The organism is Pseudonocardia sp. CA-107938 (assembly GCF_050936315.1).
GTDB lineage: Bacteria > Actinomycetota > Actinomycetes > Mycobacteriales > Pseudonocardiaceae > Pseudonocardia.
Window position 1 is genome coordinate 1268032 of sequence record NZ_JBNJNA010000001.1, and the last position, 14193, is coordinate 1282224.

The 14193-nt window shown below is 73.8% G+C and carries 12 protein-coding genes; 11 read left to right on the forward strand and 1 reads right to left on the reverse strand.

The features are described 5' to 3' along the window. Positions 1-10: 10 nt before the first annotated feature. A complete protein-coding gene (locus tag ACQEVB_RS06335; RefSeq protein ID WP_432966377.1) occupies positions 11-559 on the reverse strand; it encodes a hypothetical protein in 549 nt (182 codons plus the stop codon). A 156-nt stretch (positions 560-715) separates the two neighbouring features. On the opposite strand from ACQEVB_RS06335, the gene ACQEVB_RS06340 reads away from it, so the two are divergent. From ACQEVB_RS06340 to ACQEVB_RS06390, 11 genes are all read left to right on the forward strand, one after another. Beyond that, on the forward strand, positions 716-1852 hold the full coding sequence (locus tag ACQEVB_RS06340) for a hypothetical protein (RefSeq protein WP_432966379.1): 1137 nt from the start codon (positions 716-718) through the stop codon (positions 1850-1852). Then, positions 1852-3147, forward strand: coding sequence for a right-handed parallel beta-helix repeat-containing protein (locus ACQEVB_RS06345; RefSeq protein ID WP_432966380.1), 1296 nt, complete (start codon positions 1852-1854; stop codon positions 3145-3147). The genes ACQEVB_RS06340 and ACQEVB_RS06345 overlap by 1 nt, the downstream gene beginning before the upstream one ends. A 3-nt stretch (positions 3148-3150) precedes the next feature. After that, complete coding sequence (locus ACQEVB_RS06350) at positions 3151-4665, forward strand: hypothetical protein (protein WP_432966382.1); 1515 nt, start codon at positions 3151-3153, stop codon at positions 4663-4665. Continuing rightward, positions 4662-6179 carry an AAA family ATPase gene (locus tag ACQEVB_RS06355; protein ID WP_432966384.1) on the forward strand — a complete coding sequence of 506 codons (1518 nt, stop codon included), beginning with the start codon at positions 4662-4664 and terminating at the stop codon, positions 6177-6179. The genes ACQEVB_RS06350 and ACQEVB_RS06355 overlap by 4 nt, the downstream gene beginning before the upstream one ends. Further along, positions 6180-6494, forward strand: a complete 315-nt coding sequence (locus ACQEVB_RS06360; protein ID WP_432966386.1) for a hypothetical protein — start codon at positions 6180-6182, stop codon at positions 6492-6494. It abuts the gene before it with no gap. Further along, positions 6491-9121: an ATP-binding protein gene (locus tag ACQEVB_RS06365; protein WP_432966388.1), complete on the forward strand. Its 2631-nt coding sequence runs from the start codon at positions 6491-6493 to the stop codon at positions 9119-9121. The genes ACQEVB_RS06360 and ACQEVB_RS06365 overlap by 4 nt, the downstream gene beginning before the upstream one ends. Continuing rightward, positions 9118-10716, forward strand: a complete 1599-nt coding sequence (locus ACQEVB_RS06370) for a hypothetical protein (RefSeq protein ID WP_432966390.1) — start codon at positions 9118-9120, stop codon at positions 10714-10716. Before ACQEVB_RS06365 ends, ACQEVB_RS06370 begins: the two co-directional genes overlap by 4 nt. Before the next feature lie 25 nt (positions 10717-10741). Beyond that, entirely contained in the window at positions 10742-11098 is a 357-nt protein-coding gene (locus ACQEVB_RS06375) for a hypothetical protein (protein ID WP_432966392.1), read from the forward strand. Continuing rightward, positions 11095-12114, forward strand: coding sequence for a C40 family peptidase (locus ACQEVB_RS06380; protein WP_432966394.1), 1020 nt, complete (start codon positions 11095-11097; stop codon positions 12112-12114). The genes ACQEVB_RS06375 and ACQEVB_RS06380 overlap by 4 nt, the downstream gene beginning before the upstream one ends. Beyond that, complete coding sequence (locus tag ACQEVB_RS06385) at positions 12114-13052, forward strand: GH12 family glycosyl hydrolase domain-containing protein (RefSeq protein WP_432966396.1); 939 nt, start codon at positions 12114-12116, stop codon at positions 13050-13052. The genes ACQEVB_RS06380 and ACQEVB_RS06385 overlap by 1 nt, the downstream gene beginning before the upstream one ends. Before the next feature lie 61 nt (positions 13053-13113). Continuing rightward, positions 13114-14124 carry a DUF4192 domain-containing protein gene (locus ACQEVB_RS06390; protein WP_432966398.1) on the forward strand — a complete coding sequence of 337 codons (1011 nt, stop codon included), beginning with the start codon at positions 13114-13116 and terminating at the stop codon, positions 14122-14124. The last annotated feature ends 69 nt before the right edge of the window (positions 14125-14193 follow it).

A 14193-nucleotide genomic window follows, 5' to 3' on the forward strand; every position in this document is an offset into this window, starting at 1 on the left:
CGCGGGAGCATCAGCCGCGCCGCCTGCGGAACGGGGAGCGCCGACCGGCCCGCTCCTGCTCCTCCAGCCGCTCGACGAGGGTGCGGACCGAGTCGAGCGACTCCGGGTCCTGCAGGTTCCCCAGCCGCGCGACGAGCCCGATCAGCGGGTTGTCCCGCATGTCCACGGCCCGGGTGAGCTGGTCGTGGATCTGCTCGGCCTGCGCGACCTCGGCCGAGCTCGCACGCGTCGGGTCGGTGGCGAGGTAGGCGATGACGGCGCTGGCCTGGCCCGGCGCGGACTCGGTGCGCGAGAGGTGCTCGAAGGCCCTGGCGATGGCGTAGGCGGTGTCGAGCGACGGCTTGTCGCGCTCGCCCGTGCGCAGCATGCGCAGGTACTGGCGGGTCAGGCCGGGGCCGCCGCCCAGCTCGGACGCGACGCGCGCGATGTCGCCGTTCGACCACTCCTCGCGCCGGCCGGCGGCGTTCGGCGGCTTGAGGAAGGCCCGGAACAACAGGTTGAGCCGGTCGGCGAACTGCAGCACCCGCACTCCTCCGGTCGGCCCGATCCGTTCGGGCAACGCGGCGAAGCGTAGGCGCGCAGACCCCGCCGTGACAACCATGGTTTCCCACTGACCTGCAGCGATTTTCTCAAACGCCCACGGGCCTCCCCGACCGCGCGCTAGCGTCGAGGACGTACGCCCCGAAGATCCACTTCGTACGTCCCCGAGAACAGGATGATCGTGCGCAACCCGGACGCCCCACGGCCGCACCGCGCTCAGCGGTCGCGGCGTGCGCTGTCCGCGGTGGCGGTCACGGTCGCGGCCCTCGCCGGATCCACGATCGGCACCCCCGCCGTCGCCGCGCCCGTCGCGTGCCCGTGGCTGGCCCGCGCCCAGCAGGTCCTCGACGATCTCCAGGGCAGCCTCGACCCGCGCGCCACCCGGCTCGTACCGGCGCTGCAGCGGGCGATCGCGACCTGCCCGAGCGGCACCGCCGAACGACCGTACTTCGCGAAGGCCGACTGGCTGTGGTCACCCATCGTCGACGACCCCGTGCTCGACCCCGATTCCGCAGCGATGGTGAAGGACCTCGCGTCCGGTGGTGAATACATCGCCAACATCGGCGACTTCGGCGTCACCCTCGTCGAGGCGGACAAGATCACCGACAGCACCCCGCGCTTCTCCATCAAACCGAGCCAGTACGGACCCGCGCTCAGCGACGTCCCGATCCCGGCCGACACCGAGATCGCCCCCGGCTCCGACGGCCACCTCGCCGTCGCCGACCCGCTGTCCGGCAAGGTCTACAACTTCTGGATCGCCAGGAAGGAGGGCGACGGCTGGACGGCGGCGGGCGGCGCCGCCACCGACCTCGACGGCGACGGTCGCGAGACCAGCGGCGGCACGTCCACCGGCTCCAACATCGCCCGGTTCGCGGCCGTCGTGCGGATCAGCGAGATCGAGCAGGGCGTCATCCCGCACGCCCTGTTCTTCTCCACCGACATGGCCAAGGCCGGCGAGTGCCGCTACCCCGCAGCCAAGACCGACGGCAGCAACGACGCCGGCCTGGGCAACCCCATCCCCGAGGGAGCGCGCGTCCAGCTCGACCCCGCCGTCGACGTCGACGCCCTCGACGCCACCCCCGCCGTGAAGATGATCGCCAAGGCGCTGCAGACCTACGGCGCGTACGTGGGCGACAACGGCGGCGCGCGCGTCGCCTTCCTCTTCGAGTACGGCCCCGACAGCCCCGTCTACAAGCAGGCGGGCCTGAGCGGCGGCTTCGCCCCCATCCCCGGCATCCCGTGGGACAGGATGCGCGTCCTCGCCGCCTGGAACGGGACGAACGACGGCGGCCAGTGCTCGGGGGGCGAGTGATGCGCCGGCACCTCGCGCTCGGTGGAGCGACCGCAGCCCTGCTCGCCGCCACCACGCTCTCCGCGCCGGCCGCGGCGGCGGCACCCGTGGACTGCTCGTGGGCCGCCACGGCGTCGCGGCTGCTGCAGAAGCTGGAGCAGGCCGGCAACCCGCAGGCGGCGGCCGGTATCCGGGCCCGGCTGCTGGAGCTCGGCTTCGCTGCAGACGGCACCCCGCCCGCCGACTGCACGAACAGCGGTGGTGGCAGCACGGGCGGCGGGCAGAGCGGTGACGAGCCGCTGCAGGGCGTGGCGGAGCGGGGGATCTTCACCGACACCGGGAACGGGCAGGTCATCTCCGTCGGCTCCGGCCAGTCGATCGAGTCGGCGAACCCGCAGCCCGGCGACGTCGTCGAGATCGCCGGGGGCGACTACCCGAGCTTCACGCCGAAGAACGGCGCAGAGGGCGCCTACGTCACCTACCGCGCCGCGCCCGGCGCCAAGGTCGTCATCACCGGTGGCGGCGACGGCGTCCTCGACCTCCAGAACGCCTCGTGGGTGCACCTCGACGGCATCACCGTGAAGGACGGCAGCCGCTTCGCCATCCAGATCACCGGCTCCGACCACATCGCGCTCACCAACTGCGAGGTCGACGGCTCCCAGGACGGCGGCATGCGCATCTACGAGACCAAGTTCCTGCACGTCGAGGGCTGCGACGTGCACGGCACCAACGCCAAGGGCACCTCCGCCGACAGCGAGGCGCTGTCCCTGGAGAAGGTCACCGACTTCGAGGTCTTCAACAACCGCGTGCACGACAACGGCGAAGAGGGCATCGACATCAAGTACGGGAGCTCCGGCGGCTCCGTGCACCACAACGCCTCGTGGAGCAACCGCGGCCCCAACATCTACATCGACGGCGCCAGCGACGTCGACGTCCACCACAACTGGGCGTGGGACACCACCGAGGGCAGCAAACCCGGGATCATGCTCGCCGCCGAGGCCCAGTGGTCCTCCGGGAACATCTCCGACATCACCGTGCGCGACAACGTCGTGTGGGGCAACGGCGGCGACGGCATCACCCTCTGGGAAGGCAACTTCAGCGGGATCAAGATCGTCGACAACGTGTTCGGCGACGGCGACAGCCCGCCGGGCAACGCCCCCGGCGGCGTGGAGCTCGCCGGCAACGTCACGGGCGCGATCCCGTCCGCTCTCGAAGCGATCACCGGTGGCGGCTCGTCCGCCGCGAAGGACAGCGCCGCGAACGGCAGCAGAGGAAACGGCCGCGCGAGCGGCGATTCCGGCAACGAGGGGAACTGAGCGATGCCCGGCCCGAACGAACTGATCGGCACCATCCTGGCCGCCGTAATGGGCGTGACCCCGGCGGCGTTCGCAGCACCCGGCCCGGCCGCGCCCGCCTGCCCCGCGCCCAGCGGTGGCAGCTCGACGTGGGAGCAGGACGCCAGGGACCTGTCCAAGATGCTCGTCGGGGTCGACGGCACCGAGGTCGACGGGCTGCGGCAGGAGCTCGACGCCGCCGGGTTCGGCAGCGGCGGGTCCAGCAGCCAGAGCACCGCCGGCGGCGGCGCGACACCCGGGCCGAGCAGCTCGTCCCGGGCCAGCACCAGCGGCGGCGGCACCGCCAGTTCCAGCAGCTCCGACGACGCCGGGTCCGGGGAGGACGCGGACGGGACGGAACCGGCCGCGGGGGTGGTGCCGGCCGCCGCCGGCGACTCCAGCAGGTGGAAGTCGTTGCTCGGGCGTCTCGTCACGGCGTTGAACGGCGCGGCGGACCCCGAGGCGCGCAACCTCGCCCGCTCGATCGCCGCGCTGAACATCAGCCCGGTGGCCGTGGTCGTGCCGGTCGCGGCGGACTCCGACGACGGCGATGACTCAGATGACTCGGAGGACTCCGACGAGTCGGGCGACGACTCGAAGAAGGACTCCGAGAAGGAGTCCGGCGACGAGGCCGACAAGGACTCGGACAAGAAGAGCGCGGACAAGGACGCGGACAAGGACTCCGACGAGGACTCCGGCTCCGGTTCGGCGAAGTCCTCGGCCAAGCCCTCCGCCTCGGCGAAGCCGTCCGCTTCGGCGAAGCCGTCGACCGCGCCGAAGTCGAACAACAGCACCAACCGGAGCACGGGCTCGGGCACCACGTCGCGGGGCGGCACCGGCGCCGACTGCGCCCCGTCCGGCACCAGATCCGGCAACGGCGGCACCGCTGACAACAGCACCAGCAACCAGAACCGCAACAACAACAACACCGGCACCCAGAACCGCGGCAACAGCGGCACCGGTAACACCGCCAACAGCAACAACTCCGGCACCGGCAGCAGCGGCAACACCTCCAACAACACCACCGGCAACGGGACTGCCAACAACGGCAATACCTCGAACAACAACACCGGCAAGGGGACGACGAACAACAACGGCAACACGTCGAACGGCAACACCAGCAACGGGACGGCGAACAACAGCGGAACCGGCACGAGCAACCCCGGCGCCGGCCAGAACGGCAACGGCAGCGCCAACCAGGGCAACTCCGGCGCGGGCACCGTCCAGCCCGGGTGCGCGACGGGGGCGGGCGCGTCGCCTGCGGTGTCCGCTGCGGTGTGGCGGCCGATCGCCCAGGCCTTGGCCACCGCACTGGCCGGCAACAAGGACCCGCAGGCGGTGGCGCTGGCCACCAACCTCGCCGAGGCCGGGTTCGCGCCGCAACCGGCGTCGACCGCGGGCACCGAACCGGTGGCCGGTCAGGTGAACCCAGGAGGCACCACCGACCTGTGCGGGCTCGTCGTCGCGGTGGTGCCGCTGACCTCGGGAGGTGGACGGTGACCGCCCCGTACGCCGGCGGCGACTTCTTCGTCCCGGCCGACGACCCACCACCCGCGCCGCAGCGCACTGCCGTGCCGACGCCGCCGGAGCGGCCGGCGGAGCGGTCCGGCCCGCTGCCGGTCTTCCGGGCCGCCTCCCCGCAGCCGGCGATGGCCGCGGCCTCCGCACCGGGCCTGATCCTGCCGCCGGGCGTCCGTTCGGTGGCCTCGGACGAGACCCCACCGCCCGCCCAGCGCGGGTGGATGCTGGGGTGGTCGACCGGTCCGTCGACGGACGACCTCGACAGCGACTACTACGCCGACGACGGCACCGACGACGAACCGGTCGAGACCCCGACCGACACGTCGGCGATGTGGCGGGCGGTGGCGGCACGTCCGGTCGAGGAACCCCAGCCACCGGAACCGCCTCGCAGGAACCCGGCCCCACCCCCGGAGCTGCAGCAACCGCCGTCCTGGGTCGCCACCCCGCAACCCCAGCCCCAGACTCCGCGACGCCGGATGGTCCCCACCCGGCCCGAGCGCGAGCAGCGGCCGCCGCGGCCCGAGGTCGACTGGAAGGGCAACGCCGTCTCGTCCGACCTCACGTCCGATCTCGTGCTGCGCCCGCGGCCCACCCCGCCGGAGGGGGGCTGGCGGCGCGCGGTCTACGACCTGACGGGCGGTCGCTGGAACCCCGGACCCGGCGCGGAGGCCGCGGCACGGACCGAGCGGTTGCGGCGCATCCAACGCCCGCTGCGCGGCTGCCACCGGATCGCCGTGCTGTCGGTGAAGGGCGGGGTCGGGAAGACGACGGTCGCGGCGATGCTCGGGCTCACGTTCGCCGAGCTGCGCGGCGACCGGGTGCTGACGATCGACGCCAACCCCGACCTGGGCACGCTGGCCGATCGGCTCACCGGCGACACCGAGGTGGGCATGCAGCACCTGCTGGACTTCCTGTCCGACCGGCCGGCCTTCTCGATCGCCGACATCGAGCACTTCATGAGCTCCACCGAACGCCTGCACGTGCTGGCCGGCAGCCAGGAGCCGTGCCACGGCTCGGCGTTCACGCCGGACGAGTACGAGGAGGCCATCGAGGCCCTCTCCAGCTGCTACAACGTGATGGTCATCGACACCGGCACCGGCCTGTCGCACGCCGCGCTGGCCGGGGTGCTGGCCACCGCGCACGGGGTGGTGATCGTCGGCGAGCCGACGGTCGACGCCGCGAGCCGCGCGTCGATGACGCTCGACTGGCTCGCCGGCAGCGGGTACGAGCAGCTCGCGGCCGGCGCGATCCTCGTGATGAGCCAGGACCGCGGCAGCTCCGACATCGACGAGGGCGTGATCCGCGAGCACTTCGGTCCCCGCTGCGCCGCCGTGATCGACATCCCGGCGGACCCGCACCTGGGCAATGGCGGCCGGATCGACATGTCGGCATGCCGCCCCGCCACCACCGACGCGTTCGAGGAGCTGGCGGCCGCGGTCGCGGGGTCGTTCCCCGAGCCGGGGCCGCGGCGTCGCCTGCCGGAGGGGCGTTAGATGAACCTGCAGACCGACGACGACGTCTACCGCGTCGACGCCGTGTGGCTCGGCCCGCCGAAGCTGACGTTCCCGTGGCGCGCCCGCTACGTCTCGTACGCGCTGGGGCTCGCGGTGCTGGTCGTGGTGATGGCGGTGCAGCGCAGGCTGGGCATCCCGTTCGGGGTGCTGTCGACGGTGTGGGCGCTGCTGGTCACGGTGGTGGTCGTCCGGCTCGTGGGTCGGCGCATCGACGACGAGCGCCCGCTCGGGCACCTGATCGGGTCGTGGTGGGCGGACGTGCGCACGCCGCGTCCGCCACGGGTGCGGCGATGACCGCGCTGCCGGCGCAGCCGCGGCTGGCCCTGCGCGGCATCTCGGGCAACCTCACGCGCACCGAGCGGCAGACGACGGCCTGGTACCGGTTGGCGACGCACCCGTGGAGCTTCCGCGGCGACGCCGAGCGGGAGCAGCTGATCCAGCTGATCGCGTGCCAGCTCGGGGCGCTGGCCGGGCGGCACCTGCGACTGCGCGTCACGAGCCGGCCGTACGAGGTGCGTCGCTGGGCGGAGGTGACGCACGGCAACGCGATCGACCGGCCGCCGACGCCTGCGGGAGCGCTGTCGTGGCCGCGGTTCCTGCAGGGCGAGCAGCAGCACCTGGCGGCAAGCGACCCGGCGGAGAAGGAGGTCTTCCTGGGCGTCGACCTCGCGACGCCGAGCCGGCTGCGCCGCAAGAGGTCCGGCGTCGAGTGGTCGCTGGCGGAGCTGACCGACCTCCTCGGCGGCCCCGGTCTCGCGGCCACCCCGGCTCGTCCGGGCGAGCTGTTGTGGCTGGTCATGCGCTCGCTGGGGCTGGGCCTGCCGGGCATGACGGTGCCGGAGCTGCCGCCGGGCACGCAGATCGGCGAGCCCGAACTTCTCGCGTTGACCGGGCAGGTGGCGCTGTGCGCCGAGCCCGGCGACCCGACGGTGACGGTGCTCGGCCAGGGCTCGGACGGCTCGGTCCGCCGCCGGCACCTCGCAGTCCTCACCGTGGGGCAGATGCAGCCGCTGCGGATCCCCGAGGTCGACGACCCGTGGATGCAGCGCACCGACCGGCTGCCGTTCCCCGTGGAGTGGTCGGCGCGGTTCACCGTGCGCCGCCCGGAGGACGTGAGCGGGGAGCTGCGCCGCCAGATGGGCAAGGTGCGCTCGCAGATGCGGCACTACGTGCTCGACCACGGCGAGGAGCCACCGACGTCGCTGCAACGGGCCGCCGAGCAGGTGCTGGCGATCGAGGACCAGCTCTCGGCCGGCCTGACGCAGATGCACACCCGGGCGTCGGGATGGTGGCGGATCGCGGTCACCGGCGCCGACGAGGCGGAAACGACGTCACGGGTGCAGCAGGTGCTGGACCTGTACCGGCCGAAGATCGCGATCGAGCAACCGCGCGGGCAGTTCCGGCTGGCCAGGGAGTTCGTGCCGGGCGAGCCGGTGGCGACGAGCGGGCACCGCAGGCGTGGCTCGGTCACGTGGGTCGCAGCCGCCATGCCGGCGGCCGCCGCGAGCATCGGCGACGACGGCGGGGTGCTGCTCGGACAGACGTGCACGGCCACGCGGCGGCCCGTGGCCTGGGACCCGTGGCTCGCGCAGGAGCAGCACCAGCGCTCCGGGCTCACCGCGATCGTGGGCGGGCTGGGCAGCGGCAAGAGCAACCTGGTCGGCACGGTCGTGCACAAGACGCTGCTGGCCGGTGCCCGCTGGACGGTGCTCGACCCGTCCGGTCCCTTGGCCCGGCTCACCGAGCTGCCGGAGATCGCGCCGTTCGCGCGGCACGTCAACCTGATGCGGGCCGCGCCGGGCGTGCTCAACCCGTACCGGGTGGTGGCCGAGCCGCACCTCGCGCACTTCACCGACACGGCGTCCGCCACGGCCGAGCAGCAGTGGCGCGACGAGCGCCGTGCCGCCGCGGCCACCCGTCGGCAGTTGGTCGTGCAGGTGCTGACCGGCCTGCTGCCGCACGACGTCGCGCGGATGCCGGAGACGCGCATCCGGCTGCAGCGCGCGGTGAAGCAGGTCGGCGGGGCACCCGACCGGCATCCCGGCCTGGTGGTCGACACCCTCCGCCAGCACGCCGTGGACGGTGACGAGCACGCCGGCATCGTCGCCGACTTCCTGGACGAGCGTCGTGATCTGCCGCAGGCCGCGCTGCTGTTCCCGACCGGCGACGGCGCCACCGACCCGTGGACGGGCGACGCCGACATCCGGCTCACCGTGCTGACGATGCAGGGCCTGACCCTGCCGCGGCCGGGCAGCCCGCGCGAGGAGTGGAGCGACACCGAGGCACTCGGCGTCGAGCTGCTCAACCTCGCGTCGTGGCTGACCCAGCGCACGATCTACGACGCCGACCCGAACGCGCGCAAGGGCGTCGCGCTGGACGAGACGCACTTCCTCTCTCAGGTCCCCACCGGCAAGGTGCTGATCGACCGGCTCGCCCGCGACTCCCGCAAGTTCAACGTCCGCGCCCTCTTCGCGTCCCAGCTGGCCGGCGACCTCCTGCGGGTGTCCGGTTTCGCGTCGCTGGTCGACGCCGTGTTCGTCGGCCGCACGGACGACGCCGAGGCGCAGGCCGACGCGCTGCGGCTGCTGCGGGTGCCGACGGGCGTCGGGTACGAGCCGCTGCTCGCCACCCTCTCCGCCCAGCACGGGCCCGACCACCCGCGCCAGTTCGTCTTCGCCGACGGGCGCGGCGGCGTGGAGGCGATCCGGATCGACCTGTCGGCTCCGCACCTGGCGCACCTGCGGGCGGCGCTCGACACCAACCCGTCGGCGGCGGTCGCGGACTCCGGCCGCTTCCGCACCCCGAGCGAGCTGCGGCGCCGGCCCATGGGGGTGCTTCCGGCCGCGGAGCCGGAGGTCGTCCACGACCTCCCGACGTGGCCCGGGCAGCGCACGCCGCAGCTCTCCTGGGACGTCTCATGAGACGCGTGCTCGTCGTCCTCGCGCTGGTCGCGGGGGCGTTCCTGATCGGGTCGCCGGCGTTCGCGCAGCCGTCGGGGGGCTGCGCGATCGCGCCGGAGCCGGACCGCCCGGGCAGCGGGCTGGTGGGGCTGCTCGACCCCACGCCGCCCGGCACGGGCGATCCGGCGTCGGTGTACGGCGAGGTCGGCTACGCGGGCACGACGTGGCGCACCTACGACCTGTGCAACCGCCCGGACGCGACGTCGGCCAGCACCGACACGTGGGTGGGCAACACCCTGTTCAACGCGGCCAAGGTGATCGTCGCCGCGGCCAACGGGCTGCATTACCAGCTGGGCACCGCCGACCAGCTCGACGGGCTCGACGAGCTGCTGCACACCGGCGTCGGCGCGATGTACCGCACCGTCTTCACGACGTGGGTGGGCGTGGCCGTGCTCGGTCTGGCGATCGGGCTGCTGTGGCTGGCCGCGCGGGGCGACCTCGCCCAGCAGGCGCAGCGCGTGCTGGTCGCGGTCGGCGCGCTGGCGCTGGGTGGGCTGGTCTACGCGGCACCGGTGTCGTTGCTGAAGGCATCGGACGCGGTGCTGTTCGACGGCGTCACGCAGATGCAGCAGGGCTTCCTCGGCGAGCTCGGCGTCGGCGACCACGACACGCTGCCGGAGACGCTCACCCAGGAGATCGTGTACGCGAACTGGCTGCGCGGCGAGTTCGGCTCCTCGGACGTGCCGCAGGCCCGTGACCTGGGCCGTGACCTGCTCCGGGCGCAGGCGTTCACCCGTGCCGAGATCGCGGCCGGGCAGGACACGGCCGACACCGCGGGCAAGAAGAAGCAGCAGTTCACCGAGCTGACGAAGAAGATGGGCGACCGGCTCGGCCACTTCCAGGGCATCGCCGGCAGCCGCGTCGGCACGGGCGGAACGGCGCTGCTCCAGGCCGTCACGCTGGCCGCCTTCCCGGCAGCGGCGAAGCTCGTCGTGTTCGTCGCGATGATCGTCCTGCGACTGCTGGTGCTGTTCGCGCCGCTCGTCGCCGTCATCGCGATCATGCGTTCGGACGTGCTGGTGGGGCTGTTCCGCGTGGTCGCCGGGGTGCTGGTCAACGCGGTGCTCGCGGCCGCGCTGGCGGCGGCGCACGCGTGGCTGGTGGTGATGATGCTGCGGCCGGGCAGCGGGATCGCGCCCGTGCTGACGCTCGTCGTGGGCGCGGTGGTGTCGGGCCTGTTCTGGATGGTCGTGCGGCCGGTGCGCCGGCTCACGTCGCTCGGCTCGATGGTCCTGCCCCGGCCGCAGCCGCCCGTCCGCGCCGCGCCGGATCCGCCTCCCGCGCCCGCGCCGGCGCCGATCACGCCCGTCAGAACGTCGCTGGCCGGCCCGGCCCCGCCCATCCGAGCCCTCGCCGAGGTGCTCCCGCGCCCGATCCCGATCCGTCCGCCCCTGCTGAGCCTCGCCCCCGAGAGGAGGGAACGCGATGACCAGAAGCTCCCCGCTCTCACGGGGCCGCTGGGTGCCGCGATCCCCGCTCCGCGCGGCGGTCCTGATCGCAGCGGTGCTGACGGCGACGGTGGCTGGTACGTGGGCGGTCGGGGCATTCTCGGCTGATCGGACCGCTGCGCCGCCGGCGGCCGTGCCGAGCGCAGCGGCCCCGGCGCCGGTGTGGACCGATCCGCCGGCGGCACCCGTGCCGCCGGAAGCGGTGGCCGCCGCCGAGCAGTGGGTGCGGGCATTCCTCGTGCGGCCCGGTCAGAGCCGCGCGCAGTGGCTCGCCCGGCTCGGCCCGCTGACCAGCGACGAGTACCTCGGCGTGCTGAGGACGGAGGCCGACGACCAGGCGGCACCACGCGCGGTCACCGGCGCCGCGACGGCCGCCGACGGCGCGCCGGGCAGCGCGGACGTCGACGTGCCCACCGACCTGGGCGCGGTGCGCGTCCAGCTCGTGCAGCAGGAGGACGGGCGCTGGCTGGTCACGGGGGTCGACCGGTGACGCTCACAGCACCCCCGGGCACGTACCGGCTGGTGGCGCCGCCGCCCCCGCCGCCCCGCCGCGGGTTCCTCGTGGCGGGGCTGGCGATCTCCGCCGTCGCCGTTGCGTCGGTGTTCGGGATCGCGGCGATGATGCTGGTGGCCGTCGCGCCGGCGCGGCCGGCGGGCCCGTGCGACCCGGCGCTGGCGTCTGCGGCGAGCACCCCGGTCGGCGGGTTCTCCGCGGAGCAGACGGCGAACGCGCGGGCGATCGTCGAGGTCGGGCGCGCGATGGGCGTGCCGGCCCGCGGCTGGACGGTGGCGCTGGCGACCGCCATGCAGGAGTCGACGCTGCGCAACCTCGACCACGGCGACCGCGACTCGCTCGGCCTGTTCCAGCAGCGCCCTTCGATGGGGTGGGGGACGCCGGCGCAGGTGCGCGATCCCGCGTACGCGGCGCGCAAGTTCTACGAGGGCCTGCTGAAGGTCGACGGATGGGAGGCGTTGCCCGTGACGGTGGCGGCGCAGCGCGTGCAGCGCTCGGCGTTCCCCGCCGCGTACGCGAAGTGGGAAGGGCAGGCGGCGGCGCTGGTCGCGGCGGTCGGGCAGGTCGCCGACGTGTCCGGGTGCGCGAGCGCGCCCGCGGCGGTGGAGGGCGTGGCCGCGCGGGTGATCGGGTGGGCGCGCCAGCAGCTGGGGAAGCCGTACCAGTGGGGTGCCACAGGTCCGGGCGCGTTCGACTGCTCGGGTCTGATGCTGCGCGCGTTCGGCGCGGCCGGGGTGACGCTGCCACGCACGTCGCGGGCGCAGTTCACGGCCGGCCCGAAGATCCCGCGCGCCGACGCCCAGCCGGGTGACCTGGTGTTCTGGGGTGCGAACCCGGCCAACCCGGCCACGATCTCCCACGTCGCCGTCTACATCGGGGACGGGCAGATCCTGGAGGCTCCGCAGGCCGGCCAGCCGGTGCGGACGCGGGCGTTGAAACCGACCGAGCACGGGCTGTTCCCGGTGGTCGTGCGGCCCGGGGCGGCGGCGTGATGCGCGCGCGCAGCGTGGGGATGGCGGCGGCGCTGGCCGTCGCCGCGAGCCTGCTCGTGCCCGGCACCGCGGCGGCCGCACCGGACGACCGCTGCTCGTGGCTGCCGACGGCGATCCGGCTGGCCCGCTCGATCGACGGCGTGACCGACCAGCACGCGGCCGAGATCCAGGCTGCGCTGCAGCGGCTCGGCGTCACCGTCGACACCCCGCTGCCGACGGGCTGCGGGAGCACCGCCCCGGACCCGAACGCGCCCCTGCCCGCCGGTGGCACGAAGGAGTGCGAGAAGTTCGGCTCGGCACCGACGCCGAGCGGCGGCTACGAGGTGCAGAACAACGTCTGGGGCTCCGACAAGCCGCAGTGCGTGCGGATCTTCGACACCGGCTTCGAGGTGCTCGACGCCGACCACGACGACCACGGCGGGGTCGCGTCGTACCCGTCGATCTGGTCGGGCTGCTGGCACGGCACCTGCACGGCGGGCACGGCACTGCCGAAGCCGATCGACCAGCTCGGCACCATCACCACGTCCTGGGCCGTGCGGATCCCCGACGACCAGGAGAAGTGGAACGCCGCCTACGACGTCTGGTTCAGCCCGACCGGCAACGACGAGGGCGCCGACGGCACCGAGATGATGATCTGGCTGGACCACGGCGACGTCGCGCCGATCGGCGAGCAGACCGCGACCGTGACGCTCGGCGGCATCGAGTGGCAGGTGTGGACCGGCACGAACGGCCCCGTCAAGGTCATCTCGTACGTCGCTGTGCAGGGCCGGCGCGAGGTCACCGACCTACCGTTGAACGACTTCATGGACGACGCCATCCAGCGCGACATGCTGGGCGCGAACTGGTCGCTCGCGGCCGTCCAGGCGGGGTTCGAACCGTGGACCAAGGGCGCGGGGCTCGCCACCACATCGTTCGAGGTCACGGGCGTGACGAAATGAGTTGTCCACAGGTTTCGCCGATCGGCCACGCGACGCCCTGGTGCTGACCAGACTTCCCGGCATGACGATTCCGAGCACCACCCCGCCACGCCTGACCGAGCCCGCCGACCTCATCACCGCGGTCCCCGTCCTACTGGGGTTCCGCCCGCGGGAGTCGCTGGTCCTGGTCACGATGCACCGCCAGCCGAGCGGCCGGCACCGGTTCGGCCTCACGCTGCGGGTCGACCTGCCCGCGCCCCGCCACGTCACCGCGGTTGCCGCCCAGACCGCGGACGCGCTGCTGGTGGACGCAGCCGTCGAAGCCGCCGTGATCGTCTTCGGCAGCGGGCCGGACGGGCGGCCGCCCGGCAGACCCAAGGCCCGGTCGCGCAAGCGCCGCCAGTCCGGACCGCTGCGCCGCGACGTCGCCAACGCCGCCGTCGGCGCGCTGCGCGCTCGCGGGATCTCCGCGCACTCGGTGATGTGGGCGCAGCGGTGCGCCGCCGGCGCGCCGTGGGCCTGCTACGACGGCTGCTGCTCGGGCACGCTCGCGGATCCGGGCAGCACCCCGATGGCCGCCCACGCCGTCGCCGAGGGGGCGGTGGTGTACGGCGACCGCACGGAGCTGGAAGCACTGGTCGCACCCGTCGCACCTGCGGTGCTCCGACGGCGGGCGCGGCTTCTGGCCACGGCCGTCCTGGACGTCGGGACAGCACGGCAGCGGTTCGACGACGCACTGGCGGCGGCGGCCCGCTGCGAGCTGCGCATCGACGACGACACCGTCGTCGCGCTCGCCGCGGCGCTCGAGGTGCCCGAGGTGCGCGACCAGGCGATCCTGCTCAGCGCCGCCGAGGACCCGGCTGCTGAACAGCTCTGGGGCGCCCTCGCCAGGGAGACGCCCGATCCACAGGCCGCCGTGCCCGCGGCGCTGCTCGCGCTGGCGGCCCTCGCATCCGGTCGGGGCGCACTCGCCGACGTGGCACTCCGTCGAGCCGAACTGGCCTGGCCCGGGCACCACCTCACCGGACTCGTGCGCACCGCGAGCGCCAGCCTGGTGCGCCCCGAGCAGATTCGCGCGTGGTTCGCGAGCTGACCACGCAATTGGCAAGCCTGTATCGGTCCAGGTGACGAGTGCGATGCCGGGCGTCGTGGACGCACTTCC